At 40.7% G+C, this 17,147-nt stretch carries 10 protein-coding genes and 4 pseudogenes; 4 read left to right on the plus strand and 10 right to left on the minus strand.

Annotated elements, in window-relative coordinates; all coding sequences use genetic code 11:
- Positions 1-261: 261 nt before the first annotated feature.
- Entirely contained in the window at positions 262-1,491 is a 1,230-nt protein-coding gene (locus H9W84_RS11520; RefSeq protein ID WP_007117301.1) for a TerD family protein, read from the minus strand.
- A gap of 99 nt (positions 1,492-1,590) precedes the next feature.
- On the opposite strand from H9W84_RS11520, the pseudogene H9W84_RS11525 reads away from it, so the two are divergent.
- From H9W84_RS11525 to H9W84_RS11540, 4 genes and pseudogenes are all read left to right on the plus strand, one after another.
- Positions 1,591-2,817 (plus strand): annotated as a pseudogene (locus tag H9W84_RS11525) (IS3 family transposase).
- Between the two features lie 177 nt (positions 2,818-2,994).
- A pseudogene (locus tag H9W84_RS11530) lies at positions 2,995-3,084 on the plus strand (IS5/IS1182 family transposase); the annotation flags it as partial.
- A gap of 267 nt (positions 3,085-3,351) precedes the next feature.
- Positions 3,352-5,070, plus strand: coding sequence for an AMP-binding protein (locus H9W84_RS11535; protein WP_239743922.1), 1,719 nt, complete (start codon positions 3,352-3,354; stop codon positions 5,068-5,070).
- A gap of 95 nt (positions 5,071-5,165) precedes the next feature.
- Positions 5,166-6,484: pseudogene (locus H9W84_RS11540) on the plus strand (IS256 family transposase).
- A gap of 189 nt (positions 6,485-6,673) precedes the next feature.
- Here H9W84_RS11540 and H9W84_RS11545 read toward each other — a convergent pair.
- The 9 genes and pseudogenes from H9W84_RS11545 to H9W84_RS11590 all read right to left on the minus strand — a co-directional run bounded on the left by H9W84_RS11545 (position 6,674) and on the right by H9W84_RS11590 (position 16,955).
- Positions 6,674-7,327, minus strand: coding sequence for a 3'-5' exonuclease (locus H9W84_RS11545; protein ID WP_239743924.1), 654 nt, complete (start codon positions 7,325-7,327; stop codon positions 6,674-6,676).
- A gap of 6 nt (positions 7,328-7,333) precedes the next feature.
- The gene (locus tag H9W84_RS11550) at positions 7,334-8,014 is read right to left on the minus strand and encodes an SOS response-associated peptidase (protein WP_239743926.1); all 681 of its coding nucleotides are present in this window, start codon (positions 8,012-8,014) and stop codon (positions 7,334-7,336) included.
- A gap of 20 nt (positions 8,015-8,034) precedes the next feature.
- Positions 8,035-9,354 (minus strand): Y-family DNA polymerase, encoded by a 1,320-nt coding sequence (locus tag H9W84_RS11555; RefSeq protein WP_239743928.1) that lies wholly within the window; start codon positions 9,352-9,354, stop codon positions 8,035-8,037.
- 140 nt (positions 9,355-9,494) lie between these two features.
- Entirely contained in the window at positions 9,495-9,947 is a 453-nt protein-coding gene (gene umuD, locus H9W84_RS11560; RefSeq protein WP_239743930.1) for a translesion error-prone DNA polymerase V autoproteolytic subunit, read from the minus strand.
- A gap of 58 nt (positions 9,948-10,005) precedes the next feature.
- On the minus strand, positions 10,006-10,962 hold the full coding sequence (gene repM, locus H9W84_RS11565; protein WP_065252193.1) for a replication initiation protein RepM: 957 nt from the start codon (positions 10,960-10,962) through the stop codon (positions 10,006-10,008).
- A 583-nt stretch (positions 10,963-11,545) separates the two neighbouring features.
- Positions 11,546-13,768, minus strand: a pseudogene (locus H9W84_RS12160) (type I restriction endonuclease subunit R); the annotation flags it as partial.
- Between the two features lie 329 nt (positions 13,769-14,097).
- Positions 14,098-15,081 carry a PDDEXK nuclease domain-containing protein gene (locus tag H9W84_RS11580; protein WP_239743932.1) on the minus strand — a complete coding sequence of 328 codons (984 nt, stop codon included), beginning with the start codon at positions 15,079-15,081 and terminating at the stop codon, positions 14,098-14,100.
- A gap of 112 nt (positions 15,082-15,193) precedes the next feature.
- Entirely contained in the window at positions 15,194-16,120 is a 927-nt protein-coding gene (locus H9W84_RS11585) for a ParB/RepB/Spo0J family partition protein (protein WP_239743935.1), read from the minus strand.
- Positions 16,113-16,955, minus strand: coding sequence for a ParA family protein (locus H9W84_RS11590; RefSeq protein ID WP_239743937.1), 843 nt, complete (start codon positions 16,953-16,955; stop codon positions 16,113-16,115). Before H9W84_RS11590 ends, H9W84_RS11585 begins: the two co-directional genes overlap by 8 nt.
- Between the last annotated feature and the right edge of the window lie 192 nt (positions 16,956-17,147).

The raw sequence follows: 17,147 nt of genomic DNA on the forward strand, positions 1-17,147 counted from the left end.
AGTGTAAATATAGGGTTTTTAGTTTGCAGATTAGTCTTTACAATTTAATAAGCTTTACCTTGTAAATTTTAAGTCAACTCAACACTTGTTATTATTGAAAATAAAAGACCGACCTTTTAATGCGGTCTTTTGCATTCTGATATTTGGGGTCAGCACAGAATTCGAACCATATTGTACGCTAAAGAATTCAATGTTGATTTCTAGTTGTACGCTAAAGAATTCAATGTTGATTTCTAGTACATCGTTTAATCCAAAAATTGGTCACTTAAACATTGGCTCACCATCAATGGTAGTAGATAGCTTTCCTTGCTGCCAATGGAGTCGTGGTGTATCTTCACTATGCAACTTTGAAGTTTGTCCCGAATGCTCAATGACAATGCCTTGTTGATCGATCACTGCAGTACCAATGACATACGTGTAAACATAGCTACTCTTAGCTTTGGCAGAGACACTAGGATTAAAGACACACTCTACAATTTGGTCGCCATACTGCATACGCATTTTCGGCTGTAGCGAAGCAATTGATACCGCACCATTGCTAATGGCAGAGTATACAGAGAATACGATTCCAACCCGACCACCTATTAATTTTGCAATGTCACTATTAATTTCGACTCTTTCAACACCAGGCTCGCTAGTGCTAGCGCCAGTAACATCACCCAAGTGTCTGATAAAAGGAAATTTTTCCAAAGCGCCCATTTGCTTTGGTGCATGTATATAATGCATTTTTTTCTCACCTTCAATCAAAATGCCTACCCTTAAATCTAAGTCATCGTTATCACTACAGCTATCACCATTATCCACCCAAATTGCTTCGACAATAAATGATGACTGCTGCTTTGTTAGATTCACTCTATGTGGGATATTAGGCTTATCAAGTGTAACCTTTGTTAACGAAACTTTGGTTGGTGTTGCGACATTCTGTGTCTGAGCTTTAGAAGCATCTAATGCAGGCGCTTGGCTCGATTCTGCAACTTCACCGCCATAATACTCAATCAGACTTGGTAAGCCACCATTAAATCCTTGACCAACTGCATTGAAGCGCCAAATACCGTCCTTTTTATAGCATTCCAATAGCATAATAGCGCGCTGCTGTTCAAACATATTGCCATCAAATGCAAAACTGGCTACTACCTGCCCCTGTAAGTTTAAGATGCTTATCTGGCTATTGCCAATTTGCGACATCATACCAGGTCCGTCGATCGCTAATGTCACCATCAGATGCTCAATCTTAGTGTCTAAGGCAGATAAATTAACCTCAAACACTGAGTGTTTGTCACTGTTTTTTGTCAATTTGATAGAGTTACAAGGACTAATGGGCTGATTGTAGAAAATCATATAAGCTTCATCGCTTAATCGATTTGCATGATCTAGACCAAATATTGAGACATCAATCACAAGCGAACTTGTTATATCTACTTGTAAAGAAAATGATGAGGCATTCGGCAATATATCATTGACCTTTAATTTTTGACCGCGAATCAGCTGCATAATTAGTCCTTGTTTTTTTAATTGTTGTATTTTGTAGTGGCATAGTAAACCAAGACAGTTAATAAGAGATTATAATACCTTAAGTAGAGGAATAATCTCATGACAAAAGTTAGAAATCAATACTCAGCAGAATTTAAACTTGAACTCATCAAATTGATTGAAGAACAAGGGCAAAAAGTGCCCGATGTTGCCAGTCAATACAATGTTGGCAAATCAACCTTAGAAAAATGGCTACAACGATACCGTGCAGAACAATCAGGCAAACCATTAGCCACAGGTAGAGCTATCACACCCGAACAACAAGAAATCCAACGACTGAAAAAAGAAGTCGCACAGCTTAAGCTGGAACGAGACATATTAAATAAGGAAGGATAAGCGAAGCGCTGCTTCGCCCCGACGCAAGGCGAGAGCTATGCTCGAGTGGGCCGCGGTGTACTTCGCAAGTCAGTCCAAATGAAGTACGCCTTTATTCGGGACAACCAGAACTTATGGTCTATTCGTCGCCTATGTTCTACTTTAGATGTTCATCACAGTGGGTATTATGCTTGGTTAAAAAAGCCCATTAGCAAAACCGCTAGAGAAAATCAAAAGCTATCAGGATTAATCAAACAGTTTTGGCTAGAATCGGGTGGTGTCTATGGCTATCGCAAGATTCACTATGATTTAAAAGATATTGGTGAAGCTTGTGGTGTCAATCGTGTACATCGACTGATGAAAGCAAATGGTCTTAAATCACAGCGTGGCTATCGTAAACCTCGGTCCTATGCAGGTACACCGTCTGTTGTTGCCGCGAACACGTTAGCCCGACAGTTTAATCCAATTGAGCCAAATCAATCATGGGTCACAGATATTACTTATATCCGTACACATGAAGGATGGCTATATTTAGCAGTGGTAATTGACCTGTTTTCACGTCTTGTGGTTGGCTGGTCTATGAAGTCAAGGATTGCAACAGACCTTATACTAGATGCATTATTGATGGCTTTGCTTAGAAGAAACCCTAAGAATAAAGTGCTGATTCATTCTGACCAAGGCAGTCAATATACTAGTCATGAATGGCAGACGTTTCTTAAGCATCATAATCTTGAAAGCAGTATGAGCAGACGAGGCAACTGCCATGATAATGCGGTTGCTGAAAGCTTTTTTCAGTTGCTAAAGCGTGAAAGAATCAAAAAGAAAATATATCTTTCAAGAGATGAAGCTAAATCAGATATTTTTGAGTATATTGAGATGTTTTATAATTCTAAACGCAGACACGGTTCCATTGGTCAACGTTCTCCGTTAGAGTATGAGAAGAACCATCAACAGATGGTTATGTGTGTCTAGATTTTTGGTGGCTATTCACCCAGTACAGTTTACTTGACCACTACACCAGTTATATTCTAGGTTATTACAGCCAAGTTAGACCACATAGCTTCAATATTTACTTAACACCAGTCGAGAAAGAAAAACAGTTTTTTAATCAAAATCTTTTAAAGGCTGTCTAATTAAACTTGACCACTACAACTTTGGAAAAACGGTGAGCGCTATTTAAATGCCAGCTTGCAGTTTGTACATTTGGCTTTCATTGCATTATTATTGAAAAGATTGTGAACAGGTTATCAGTACAGTTCACTTCATCATTACACTTTTTGTATCTCAAATGTTCAATACAGCTAATTAATATCTCAGATCGAATTAATTTAGCAACATCCACAGTAGAAAACTTTTGTTGGTGAGCCATATTTTTTGGCATTGGTAAAGTAATTTTAAGTGAACGATCGTGCACACAAATGCTAGGTTTAACCTATTTTAATAAAGTATGGACTGATAAAATAGTTATTTAATTTATATAACACTATCAAAGATAATAGGTTTCATATGACTTCAGCCCATGATAACTCTTTTGAAAACAACTTTAATAAACCCTGGTTCGCCACTTATCAGTGCTACGGTATTTCGCCCAATATCCACATGCCTAACAAGGATACCTCTCTCATCGATATCCTTGAAAAAACGATGCAGAATCATCCTAATCGCATCGCAAGTCTCAGTATGGGTCGAGCTTTTACTTACCGCGAACTGGATTTGACCAGTCGAACCGTAGCTGCTTATTTGCAAGAGTTAGGATTAGTCAAAGGGGATAAGGTCGCGATCATGCTGCCGAACGTGATTCAATATGCAATTGTTGCAATCGCTGTATTGCGTGCAGGGCTGATATTAGTCAATGTCAATCCGCTTTATACTAGTCGCGAACTTGAGCATCAACTTCAAGATGCGGAAGCCAAAGCCATTTTTATCTTAGAAAATTTTGCCCATACCTATCAAGCCATATCGCCTACCTTGGTCGAGTATGTGATTATGTGTCGCGTGGGCGATATGCTAGGTAAAGTTAAAGGCACGCTGGTTAATTTTGGAGCAAAATATATCAAAAAAATGGTACCTGATTGGCAGATTAAGCAATTTTCTTGGTTTAGCGACGTGCTTAAATCCAACCCTGCCTTGTATCAGCGTCCTGATCTGACCTTAGAAGATACCGCATTGCTGCAATATACAGGCGGTACCACAGGGGTAGCCAAAGGTGCTATGCTGACTCACGGGAACTTAATTGCTAATATTTTACAAATTGATGCCTTAGTCGACACGAGTTTTAACCAAGAAGAGCGCGAACGAGAACATGTGATATTAACCGCTTTGCCTTTATATCATGTGTTTGCCTTTACCATATGCTGCTTATACGTTTTTAGAATGGGTTACACGCAATTGTTAATTGCCAATCCACGCGATTTAGACGCCATGGTAAAATATATTAATCGCTATTCACTGACCTTTTTTATTGGGATTAACACGTTATTTAATGCCCTGGTACATCACCCGAAATTTAGGGAAGCTGACTTTGCTAAATTAAAGGTTACGATTGCTGGCGGTATGTCAGTCAATAGTAATGTCGCTGAAGAATGGCACAGAATCACGGACACTATCATTGTTGAAGGCTATGGCTTGTCAGAATGTTCCCCTGTGGTGGCGTTTAACCCCATTCGTATTGAACATTTTACGGGCAAAATTGGGATCCCTGCTTCCTCAACGGATGTGGTATTGCTCGATGATGATGAGAGACCTGTGGCACTGGGTGAACGCGGTGAAATTGCCGTTAAAGGCCCTCAAGTCATGAAAGGCTACCACAATGCACCTACTGAAACGCTCACAGCTTTTAGTAAGACAGGCTATTTTAAAACAGGTGATATTGGGGTTATGGATGACAAAGGCTTTATTAAGCTCGTCGACCGTAAAAAAGAGATGATATTGGTTTCAGGTTTTAATGTCTATCCTAATGAAATCGAAGAAGTCATCATGCAACACCCTGATATTCTTGAATGCGGCGTTATTGGGGTGCCGAGTGATTCTAGTGGCGAAGTACCTAAAGTGTTTGCAGTTCGTAAAAATAGCCAATTAACCGAACAAGCCCTACTTAATTATGCCAAAGAGAATCTAACAGGCTACAAACGCCCACGAAAAGTCGAGTTTGTTGACAGTTTGCCCAAATCTGCGGTGGGCAAAGTGCTACGTAAGGAGTTAAGAGCGTTAGAGAAGAAGGAATAAAATAGTAGGTAGCGGTATAGGGGTCAACTAAGATTGGTAGTGTTCAAAAAACTGTGTCATTCCCATAAACTGTCAAATAAAACAGGAATGACAACATGCAAAACTTTGACTTTAACGAAGCCTTAAAAGCTATTCAATCTGGTAAACCCATCACAGGCAGTGATGGTGTCCTTGCCCCGCTCATAAAGCAACTCACCGAAGCGGCACTATCGGCTGAAATAGACAGCTACCTTGAACAAAGTCCCAGTAGCAATCGCCGTAACGGCTACAGCAAAAAGACCGTCAAATCAGCCGTTGGTAGCTTTGAGCTTGAAACGCCACGTGACCGTAATGGGGAATTTGAACCTGAGCGAGGAAATAGCGAAGCATCGCTTCGCCCGAGCGCAAGACGAAGGCTATGCCTGAGTGACTGGTTAAAAAGCATCAAACTAAGCTTACCCCTGAAATTGACAATCGTATCCTGTAGCTATTCTCGCATGGCATGAGCTATACGGCTATCAAAGACCACATTGCTGAGATTTATCAGCTTGAGGTCTCAGAAGCCACCATCAGTAGTATCACAGACCAGCTTATCCCTCAGCTTAAAGCATGGCAATCTCGTCCACTCGATAGCGTTTATCCATTTGTCTGGCTCGATGCCATTCACTACAAAGTCAAAGAAGAAGGACGCTATGTCAATAAAGCGGTTTACACGCTGTTAGCACTCAATACCGAAGGTCGTAAAGAACTCATTGGTTTGTACTGCTCCGAGAGCCCACTCGAGCATAGCTCTCGCCTTGCGCTCGGGCGAAGCGATGCTTCGCTATTTCCTTGCTCAGGAGCAAACTACTGGCTATCGGTGCTCACTGACTTACACAATCGTGGCGTACAGGATATTCTGATTGCCTGTGTCGATGGGCTTAAAGGCTTCCCTGAAGCCATTCAAGCCATATTCCCTAATACTGAGGTGCAACTGTGTGTGATTCATCAAATCCGTAACAGTATTCGCTATGTGGCAAGTCGTGACCAAAAAGCCTTTATGCGGGATTTAAAGCCTGTCTATAAGGCAGTGAATAAGGAATCTGCTGAGTTAGCCCTTGATGAGCTTGATAGGCTTTGGGGTAATAAATATCCTGCTGTGATTGCTTCTTGGCGAGATAAGTGGCACTTGCTATCTGCTTATTTCAAGTACCCCGAAGCGGTCAGAAAGCCAATTTATACAACCAACGCCGCCCCAGCAGTGCATCGCCAATTTCGTAAGTTGACCAAGACTAAGGGAGCGTTCCCAAATGAAACTAGCTTGCTTAAGCTCTTGTATGTTGGTATGTTAAATGCGTCGGAGAAATGGACAATGCCAATTAACAATTGGGGACAAACAATGATGCAGTTGTCTATCCATTTCCCTGGTCGATTAGATGCTGTAATGAGCCTCTAATTTAATTTATCCTGACACAGAATTTTGAACGCCCTCATACATTCAAAAGTAAAGGCTGTCAGATTTGAGCAGTGGCGCTAATATGATAAATTAGTTTCTTGTGAAACGTGTTTTATTAGCCTTTGCAAATACTATGTTTTTTAAAATATACACTATTATTAAAAACTCAAAAATGTTAAATTCGAGCTTTTAATAATCCCAATGATGACTTCCCACCATCCCCTGCCATACCGTCACACACGCGAGCGCATCGGCCGTAGCTCGGTGCGCATTGCTATGTTCTACCCCAAAATGCGAACAAGCCTCGCTTAGGCTAAAATAGCGATTGGCTTTAAAATACGGTGAGTATTGCCCGATAAAATCAGCAAACTGCTTGCACAAGCATTTAACCTCAACTTGCTGCAAGCGAAGCTTATGACCCGATTGGCGCATCATACTAATATCAAAGTTTGCGTTATAGGCATACAGGGTTCTTCCTTTGAGCAACTGTACAATCGCGGGTTGAATATCAATAAAGGTAGGTTTACCTATCAGCTCATGAGGATAAATACCATGCACCTTAAATGCCCCTGTACTTGAAGGTCTATCTGTGTAGATTAGCGTGTCGATAATCAGATTTCTATCACTATCACAAAACGCAATTTCGATGATTTGGTCTTCCCTGCCGCCACCGGTGGTTTCGGTATCAAAGAACAAGGGTTTGCTGGTGTCATGTGTTTGGTTATAGGCAGCTACCCGATCAAAGATGACGGCAATCTGCTCATCTTTGGTCAAATGACTGATGGGTTGTTTATTAGCCAAACCACTCATTTGCTGCTGATGGTTTAAATCGTCTATCCCCATATTTTATTACGACTTAGGCAACAGTAAATCCAATAAATCTTCATTAGGCGCACTGTCATGCGTTTTTGACGGCTTTGGACGGTATTCGGCTGTATATCCCTCTCCCATTGGTAACAAAAGCTCAAATGCGTTCTCATGCGTCATGTTAAGCCAATCCGTTCGATGCTGAGGCTCAATCACCACAATCGAGCGTTTTTCATCTTCAGGTTTATGAAACTGGGACATAAACGGATGCTGATCGGCATTAATAGTGAGCATAGTCATAGAGCGAATCAATTGATCGCCAATTTTTACCATCTCATATAACCCAGCCACGGTAAAAGGCTCATTATCTTCGCGGTGAATGCCATAGCGATGTGCTTTACCGTTAATGTATTTAGGCTCATAGATGGTTTGTACCGGAATTAACGCAAACTGGTTATTGTACCAAGCGTGTTTAAAACTTGGTTTACCGGCAACGGTTTCACTACGCGCATTGTAGGTGTGTTTAGCAAAGCTGGTGTCTTTGGCCCATTTAGGAATCATACCAAACATCGCAGATCGCCACTCTGCTGGGTCACCGATATTGGCAAATAGTATCGGTGCCTCGTAACCCGGATAAATCTCGTCTTTAAAGTCAAAGCTTAACTGCTGATTGGTAAAGCGTGACGCTTGCGCTTGGGTAATCGGTTGAAAGTTGGCACACATACAGGATTCTCTTGGTTAAATTAATGCACAGTTAATAAATCAGACAGTTTGGTGGTATAGCTTGGGCTTAAAAACGCTCGATTCATCTGCCAGTCTTGCTGCTTGGCTATGCCGGTACTGGCAATATACAATCGGCCACCATTGCCTTTAGATGAACCTTTGGCTTGAGCTTTGCTCTGGTACGCCATCTGCTGATTAATCGCATCCATCACTGCCATTAGCTTTTGTGATTGCTGCTGTTTTAAGAGGTCAGGCTTCTCAAACAAATCATCAACGATGGTAGCCTGATCTTGAATCGCACACAGCATGACACCGGCTTTGGCATACTTTAAATTAGGTTTATAAATCCGCTCTAGTACTTGTCTAGCGCCAGCAATCATCACCCGGGTATCACAGGTGGCATTAATAAACTGATATTGACCGCGAATACTTTGGTAAGGCTCATTGGGGTTAAAGGCACTGGTCTTGGCAAACACCACCAGTATCTTACACACGCTTTGCTGCTTACGCAGTTTGACCGCTGCTTTAGACACATGACCCATCACCGCTTGGCTTAAGTCATCAAACTCGGTGATCTTTTTAGAAAAGGAGCGCGATGACACAATTTCTTGTTTAGCCATTGCCGCTTCTAAACCTAAACACATAATGCCATTGAGTTCTAAATTGGTACGCTCCATAACCACATTAAAATGCTGACGCACTAAGCTATGTGACATCGCGGCAAACTGTGCTACTGTGGTAATGCCTAGACTGTGTAGTTTTTTAGTATGCTGACGACCAATCCCCCATACCTCTTCAACCGGTGTAATGGTCATCAACCGCTCAGTCCAGCTGGCTTTATCCAACACACAAATCCCTTGCGTCGCTGGATGCGTTTTAGCAGCGTAATTGGCCAGTTTCGCCAAGGTCTTGGTCTTCCCAACCCCAACCCCTACTGGAATGCCAGTATGACGCTCAACGGTAGTTTTAATGAGCTTGGCGTAAGCTGTTAAATCGTTAAGCGCCGCTGGATAGCGACCTAGGTATAAAAACGCTTCATCAATGGAATACACTTCCACGTCAGGACACAGCTGTTCAAGTGTATTCATCACCCGCGCTGACATATCAGCATACAAGGCGTAATTGGAGCTAAATACTGCAACACGATGCTGCTGTAGAAAGTCTTTAATCTGAAAGTAAGGAACGCCCATTTTAATCCCTAATGCTTTAGCCTCCGCGGATCTAGCAACCACACAGCCATCGTTATTGGATAGCACCACGACCGGTCTATGTGTTAAGTCAGGACGAAACAGCTTTTCGCAAGACGTATAAAAGCTATTGCAATCAATTAAGGCGTACATAAGGGTTCATAACAATGGCAAAAAAAATTAAGACTAGTTTAGGCAAAAAGACAAGTCATCAAAATGACAAATGACGACTAAACGACAATGACCGTCGTGTGAGTTGTAAACAGCGATAAGAAATTAGATGAAATGAAAACTTACTTGTAGATAGGACGTTTAGTGCCGCGACCAATGGGGCGAATGACATTGGTGACCACACCAAATACTTCAAAGTCAACTTCACCGACTAAGGTAATGTCTTCAAAGGATTCGTTATGGGCAATTAAACTTGGATAAGGATAAAGATTGAGCTCTTTAACCGTAAACTCATTAAATAAGCGAGCGACGATAATGTCGCCATGTTGGGTCTCAAGACTCCGATCCACCACCAGCAAGTCATTGGGATAGATACCTGCATCAATCATCGACAACCCATCGACTCTGACTAAGAAAGTGGCATTAGGATGATCGATACACAAGTCATTTAAATCCACACATTCTTCAACATAGCCTTCAGCAGGTGAGGGAAATCCTGCTGGAATGGCTTCTAAAAACAAAGGAATGGGTTGGTAGCTTTGGGCTTCGAGTCGGTGAAGGATGGCGACGGTCATAATAGGTTCGTCATATTGATAATTGGTATGACTATGCTAATTTCATTAATCCTAAATTTCAAATTGATTTTTTAAATCCTACTTGCACTAAGTACTTTTCATAAAACTTAACTCGCTCAGGATCTGAAAGCTCATTGGCAATTTGTTCGGCAAACACGTCATAGTTTCGACCTGCCTCCCCTTTAGCAAGGTAAGATAATTCATGAAGCTTGGATAACTTTTTTGCAAAATGGTAACGCTGACTATCGGTCATTGGCACGAACATATCGAGGGTATTGGTATCACGTTTTACATCCTTTAATGGTGCTTCTTTATTTTTTAAAGTTACCGTAAAAATAAATCCTATGATACTCCGTCCCTCTTTAATTTGTTGGTAGGACACTTTTAAGTCAGTCACTTTATTAATTTCATTAACTGCCATATCTAAGACACGTTTTTTAAAATCAAACATCCTCGCATATTCGTTTTCTTGCAATCCTAACTGCGCTCTAAATGTTTCTAATTCAAATAAAGGGGTCTTTTTTGCCGCTTTCCATTGAACAAGTAATTCATATAGCCGAGTTGAATAAGCGCTATCCAAACCAGATGTTTGTTGTAAAGAATACTGAGTAAAAAAATCAACTGCACCATCAATTCTGCTAATTCCCTTGACTACAGCTGGCGTAAAAGATAATTCAATTTCACCTTGGTTATCTAAATACCGCACTTGAGACAACCAACGACTTTTTACCAGTAGACCATCTTCATCAATAAAGCTAAATCGGCGATTAAACAATGTCTCTTCAGTTTCTTTAATCCTCATATAGGCATTTTGTCGCGTAGTTTCAAATACCTCTACATAGCGTGACGCACTAATTGTTAAAGGCGTAGATGGATCTAGACCTTTTCCACTTTCACGAGCATCTACAATCGCTAATTGGATAATTCGTATTTCAGCTAGGCTTAAATTTTGAAGTGCAGAATTAAGTCTATTAGACTTAACGACTATATCTTTTTGAGTTGAAGATTTAGACATTTGAGTTTATTTTAAAAACTTATTTAAGACGATTATATTTTTTATGTCGTTTAAACGCAACAGATATATTATGCGTTTTATATGAATCATTAGGAATTAAATTGGTAATAAAATGTCGTCTTATAATAAATTTATCTGAATCAATCCTGAGGTAACAATTTGTCGTCCTATTATTTTAAAAATTTTAAGGTAACTAAATGTCGTCTAATAATATATATTTAGATATCTTTATTTAAGGTAACTAAATGTCGTCTAATAATATATATTTAGATATCTTTATTTAAGGTAACTAAACGTCGTCTTATGAGTAATTAAACGTCGTCTTATAGGTAACTAAACGTCGTCTTATAGGTAACTAAACGTCGTCTTATGGGTAACTAAACGTCGTCTTATGGGTAACTAAACGTCGTCTAATATCTTATATAAGCCTTGGTATGGGCGACTTGCGGCTTGTTTAAAAACTATTAAAAGTATTTAAAAACATTAAAAACATTAAAAACCTACTTTTATCATTAAAATAGTGAGGTAATGAAACGTCGTCTTATTTTTTTATCAAAAACAGTAAATAAAATATAAAGCTTTTTTAGCTAACTAATTGTTCAGCAATTACCTCTGCTTGATGTAATACGAGTTCTGTAGCTAAAAGCTCCATATCAGGTGGATAACCATATTTCCTGAGCAAACGTTTTACGACAGTACGAATTTTAGCCCTTGCAGATTCTTTAATAGTCCAATCGACACTAACATTGTTACGAATGGTTGACGTTAATACAATTGCTAGTTCTCGGAGTTTATCTTGACCCATGAGTTCTCTAGCACTGTCATTTTCTGCCACAGCCGAGTAGAAGGCATATTCAAAGTCACTCAGTTTCAGCTCATTAGCCAAACTATCGGATTCCTTGATTTCTTTCGCTAACTTGATAAGCTCTTCAATTACTTCAGCTGCAGTTAAGACTTTGTTTTGGTAGCCTTTGATAGCGTTGTTGAGCATGTCCATGAGTTTTTTGCCTTGGGTAACGCTGTGTTGCTCTCGCACTTTTATTTCATCATTCAGTAGTTTTTTAAGAGTTTCTAGAGCAATGTTTTTGTGTTCATAATCTCGCATTTCTTCCATGAATTCATCAGATAAGATAGAGATGTCGGGTTTTTGAATACCAGCGGCATCAAAGATATCGACGACCTTTTCACTCACTAAGGCCTGGTCAATGGTCTGTTTAACTCTAGTTTCCAATTCGCTGTTGCCGATACCTGCAGAATTGGTCGTCGGTTCATTGAATTTGACCAAACGTGCTTTAACCGCTTGGAAATACGCTACAAGAGGTGCATTTTCCATTGCGGTAGGATGGGGTACGGCTAGGGTGAAAGATTGACTGAGCGAGCTTACAGCACGAATAAAACGGGTCTTTCCTTCCCCTTGCTCAATGCCTAAGATAAAATCTTCGGATTCGAGAATGATTTTGAGTTTTTCAGCGGTGTCTGAGGTAAAGTATTTGTGCTAGTCGTAACCGTGCATAATGCCGTCTAACACTTCCAGTTTTTCTTTCATGATAATGACGGCTTCATATTGCACCACGGCTGGGTCGCCCTTACCGCCAGCATCTGAGTAAAAGCTCAAGGCTTCTTTCAGATCGGCAGCAATACCCAGATAATCAACGATCAAGCCCCCTGCTTTATCCTTGTACACCCGATTGACACGGGCAATCGCTTGCATTAAGTTATGACCTTTCATCGGTTTATCGATGTAAAGCGTGTGCATACTGGGAGCGTCAAAGCCTGTTAGCCACATATCCCGCACGATAACCAGTTTGAGCTTATCCTCTGGGTCTTTCATACGGTTTGCTAAAATTTGGCGGTCTTTTTTCGTTGTATGATGCTTGGCAAGAGCTGCCCCATCGGCTGCCGATGAGGTCATAATCACTTTGATGACACCGTTGTATAAATCCTCACTGCTCCATGCTGGGCATAATGCAATTATCGCATTGTACAAATCCACTGCAAGCCGCCGAGACATGGCAACAATCATGCCTTTACCTTGGTTGGCATTGGCAAATAGGCATTGTTCAAAGTGTTGTACGATGTCGGCAGCGACCGCTTGGATACGGTCATGGCTACCGATTAAGGCTTCGGCTTTGACCCATTTGGCTCGTGCTTGTTGGGTGGCGGTGAGTTCGTCTTCGTTAAATTCTTCATCAAAGTCGGCTATCAATTTTTTGCCTTCGTCACTAACCGCCACTTTGGCAAGCCGTGATTCATAGAAAATCCGCACCGTTGCCCCATCTTCAACGGCTTGGGAGATGTCGTAAATATCAACATAATCACCAAACACCGCTGGGGTGTTGACATCGTTTTTTTCAATCGGTGTGCCTGTAAAGCCTAGATAAGTGGCATTGGGCAAGGCATCACGCAAATATTTGGCAAAACCATAAACCGTGCGTTTGCCTGTCACGTCGCCAGCATCGTTTTTGACATCGACTTCTTTGGCGGCAAAGCCATATTGCGAGCGGTGTGCTTCGTCGGCGATGACGATGATGTTATGGCGTTCGGACAGCGTGTCATAGACATTGCTACCGTCTTCTGGCTGGAATTTTTGAATGGTGGTAAAAATGACACCGCCAGAATTGACTTTAAGTAGTTCTTTGAGCTGCTCTCGATCTCCGGCTTGTTTTGGAGATTGCCTAAGCAATTGAACCGATGCCGAGAATGTAGTAAAAAGCTAGTCGTCTAAGTCGTTACGGTCGGTCAATATAACCACGGTTGGGTTATTCATGGCAAGCACGATTTTGCCTGTGTAGAACACCATTGACATAAGGCTAAATTATTGCTGACATTATTGGGTGTGGTGAGTTGGTTATTTTGGCTGATACGCTAATAGGCTTCAAGTCATTGTTCTGGGGTAAGTTGTGGGTTGATGGTAGCGATAGCTTGCAGGACATTGTCTTGGAGCAAAACTTGGCTATAGGCTCGTAGCGGTTTTATGCCGTAGGGTTCGATATCGACGCCTTAAACGTGGCGATAGCCGATGTCTTGGAGTTGTTCGATAGCTATTTGTTCGATGTCAGATTCGTAGATTTCGCTCATAGGAACATCCGTTTCTGTTTTTTAAGTTTTGGGAAAGTGTGGCAATTTGCCACAGTTTTATTTGTCTAATTCTAACTCATTCAACATTTTTTCTAATTGATAAACTGCAACGCCAATCGGCTGGGGGTTTTGATTGAGTGCATATTCAACCACGACTTCGTTACGACTTTTACAAAGTAACAAGCCTATTGTTGATGTGTCATGTTCGGTTTTGAGTTGCCTATCGACTGCAGTCACGTAGAAATTGAGTTGCCCGATATGCTCAGGTTTAAAATCGCCAGTTTTTAATTCGATGACAACGTAACAGCGAAGTTGCAGATGATAGAAAAGCAAATCGATATAAAAGTCGTCACCACCAACTTCAATATGCCGCTGTTTGCCAACAAACGCAAAACCTGTCCCTAACTCGAGTAAAAATGCCATAATATGCTGGGTTAAAGCGGTTTCCAATTCTCGTTCATGATAGGCTTCGCCAAATCTGAGAAAGTCAAAAATATAAGGATCTTTGAAAGTTTGAGTCGCCAAATCTGACTGTATCTCTGGCAATGTTTGCGAAAAATTATTAGCGGCTTGTCCTGTACGTTCCAGCAAACTGCTTTCTATTTGATGGACTAAGACATTGCGTGACCAACCATGCTTAATGGCTTTTTGGGCGTACCATAGTCTTGTTTCATTGTCAGAAAATTTATCCAATAGTACAAGATTATGACCCCATGGTAATAGTGCAACAGCCTGCTGCACTATTTGCTTATCTTGCCATGCTTCGGCAAACTTGCGCATATATTTTAGGTTGCGAGTAGAAAAGCCTTTGATTTCTGGGAATTCGGCGGATAGGTCTTTGGATAGTCTGTCAACAACTTTTGCACCCCAACCTTGTTGGTTTTGACGTTGTAGGATGTTTTGTCCGATTTGCCAATATAACAGCACCAGTTCTTGATTAACCGCAAGTATGGCGCGTTGTTGAGATGAGCGAATCTGTGTTTTGAGCTGATTGAGCCAGTCTTGGTAGCTCTGTTCGCTGGTTTGCTCGGTTAAAGACATTGATAATTTTCTCTTGTTTGGAAACTGTGGCAATTTGCCACAGTTTCGATTTTTCATGATTAGTTAAAAAGTGTGGCAATTTGCCACAGTTTTTCTTTTTTGGATAGAAAGTTTAAGATGACATATTTTTTGTCATTAACGTTTCGATAAATTGTTCAATCTCAATACGTTGTTGTTCATCTAAATCTCTGGCATTGATTTCGACCACATACTTTTTGCCTTTATGATGAAATTTTCCAATGGGTTTACCTCCTGACAAAATCGGTTTAATGTCAGGTGCAGCAACTGGTGGACAATAAATTTGCGATTTAAGTTCTTTTAAAGACTCGCTTTGAATAAATTCTGCAACTCTGCCTTGCTCCAACTTACCTAACTCTAGTAACTCCCAAACACGACTTAGAACTTCATCAGTTTGTTGTTCAGAAAACTTGAATTGATTCAATACCTGCTTAATGTCATACGCTGCCGAGCGGGATAATAATTTTGGCTTGGTAGCGACTTTATTCAAAAATGATGTTGGTAAGTCGTGATAGGCAAGATAGCGGTACATTTCCTTGCGGTCAAGACCGACAGCTTCAGCAAGACGAGATTTATTGGGAAAATGTTTCTCGATATTACGGAGTGCTTGAGCGATTTCATAATCGCACAAATCTTCACGACTGGCATTTTCGGCGAGTGCTAAAATGGCAATCTCGCTATCGCTTGCTCGTGACACAATCGCATCGATATGGGTTTTGCCAAGAAGTTCGTGAGCCTTAAAACGGCGTTCCCCTGCAATCAGCTCATAATCGCTTAAGCCTGTTTCTCGTACGGTAATGGGTTGTAGCAGTCCCATTTCTTTGATGGATTCTGCAAGATTGGCGATTTCTGTTTCATCAAATACTGTTCTGGGTTGAAAAGGATTAGACTTGATTTTATCAAGTGGTAATCGTTTTAACTCATTACCGACATCTAAATAGGTCGATTGGTTGGCATTGGCATGACGGGCGTTGTTATCAGCTAATTTTTGAGCCAATAATGTTTTTATATCTTTACTCATCATCAACTCCTTTAGTAGCCTGGAGTTCTACATCAGAATTATCTGTTTTGAGGTATAGCTCATTTGCTACCCAAACAGCTAATTTACGAAATTCGCGGGCGACTTTGGAGGAACGGTCGATTTTCTGAATGCTGGTTTGCGCCATGGCGGCTTGGTTAATTTTGGTACTGGTTGGAATCTTAACTGGAATAAGCTTTCCAATTTGTTCTTTGGCTGAGCTTTCAATCAGTTTACAGACGGTTTGACGTTCATCATGACGAATCAGTAATGCACCCAGCAAGTTCAGATTAGGATTTATGCGATGAATCTTTTGTAGATGACGTGTTAAGTCAGTCACGCCATACATACCGTACTGTGATCCCGATTCTATCGGTATAATTAAATCGGTCGCAGCTGATAAAGCATTACTGGTCAAAAGTTTAAGACTGGGTGGACAATCAATAAGAATAACATCATATAAACCTATTAACGGAGATATTTTGTCTCTTAATTCCTCTGAAGGACGTGGCGCTTCTTCTTTCAATTTATCTTCTGCAGCACCTAACGATAATGATCCATAGATGAGTGATACCCCCTCTATATTAGTATCCTCATGAATAGCTAGAGGAAGTTTTTCAGCTTCCGATAGTAATAGTTCAGCGATGGTGACGCTGACTTCGCTAGGGTGGTCTTTGCCAATATGTAGACTGGCATTAGCTTGAGGGTCAAGGTCAATGACTAGGACAGATAGTTCAAGCTTTGCCAGTTCTGCTGCCAGGTTGACCACGGTCGTCGTTTTGCCACAGCCGCCCTTATGGTTAGCAACGGCTATTATCTTAGTGTTTTTATTTATCATTTGTGTTCGATACCATTCAAAAACGTGTATGATAGTATATAAGATTAGGCAACAAATAGCGATTATTTCCAAATAAAAAAGTGTGGCAAATTGCCACAGTCATATTTTTTTATCAAGTCATTTTTAGTTCAATTTCATTTACAATATTAAATTGAACTAAATTTAGAATGATTTCCTTATGTATATCCCAAT

Origin of the sequence: Moraxella tetraodonis, from assembly GCF_022359095.1 — a bacterium.
GTDB classification, from domain to species: domain Bacteria; phylum Pseudomonadota; class Gammaproteobacteria; order Pseudomonadales; family Moraxellaceae; genus Faucicola; species Faucicola tetraodonis.

Bases quoted from the DNA above. Each gene is read 5' to 3' on its own strand.
- H9W84_RS11520 (WP_007117301.1), bottom strand. From the start codon at position 1,491: ATGCAGCTGATTCGCGGTCAAAAATTAAAGGTCAATGATATATTGCCG.
- H9W84_RS11590 (WP_239743937.1), bottom strand. From the start codon at position 16,955: ATGATAAATAAAAACACTAAGATAATAGCCGTTGCTAACCATAAGGGC.
- H9W84_RS11535 (WP_239743922.1), top strand. From the start codon at position 3,352: ATGACTTCAGCCCATGATAACTCTTTTGAAAACAACTTTAATAAACCC.
- H9W84_RS11555 (WP_239743928.1), bottom strand. From the start codon at position 9,354: ATGTACGCCTTAATTGATTGCAATAGCTTTTATACGTCTTGCGAAAAG.
- H9W84_RS11550 (WP_239743926.1), bottom strand. From the start codon at position 8,014: ATGTGTGCCAACTTTCAACCGATTACCCAAGCGCAAGCGTCACGCTTT.
- H9W84_RS11580 (WP_239743932.1), bottom strand. From the start codon at position 15,081: ATGTCTTTAACCGAGCAAACCAGCGAACAGAGCTACCAAGACTGGCTC.
- H9W84_RS11545 (WP_239743924.1), bottom strand. From the start codon at position 7,327: ATGGGGATAGACGATTTAAACCATCAGCAGCAAATGAGTGGTTTGGCT.
- umuD (WP_239743930.1), bottom strand. From the start codon at position 9,947: ATGACCGTCGCCATCCTTCACCGACTCGAAGCCCAAAGCTACCAACCC.
- repM (WP_065252193.1), bottom strand. From the start codon at position 10,962: ATGTCTAAATCTTCAACTCAAAAAGATATAGTCGTTAAGTCTAATAGA.
- H9W84_RS11585 (WP_239743935.1), bottom strand. From the start codon at position 16,120: ATGAGTAAAGATATAAAAACATTATTGGCTCAAAAATTAGCTGATAAC.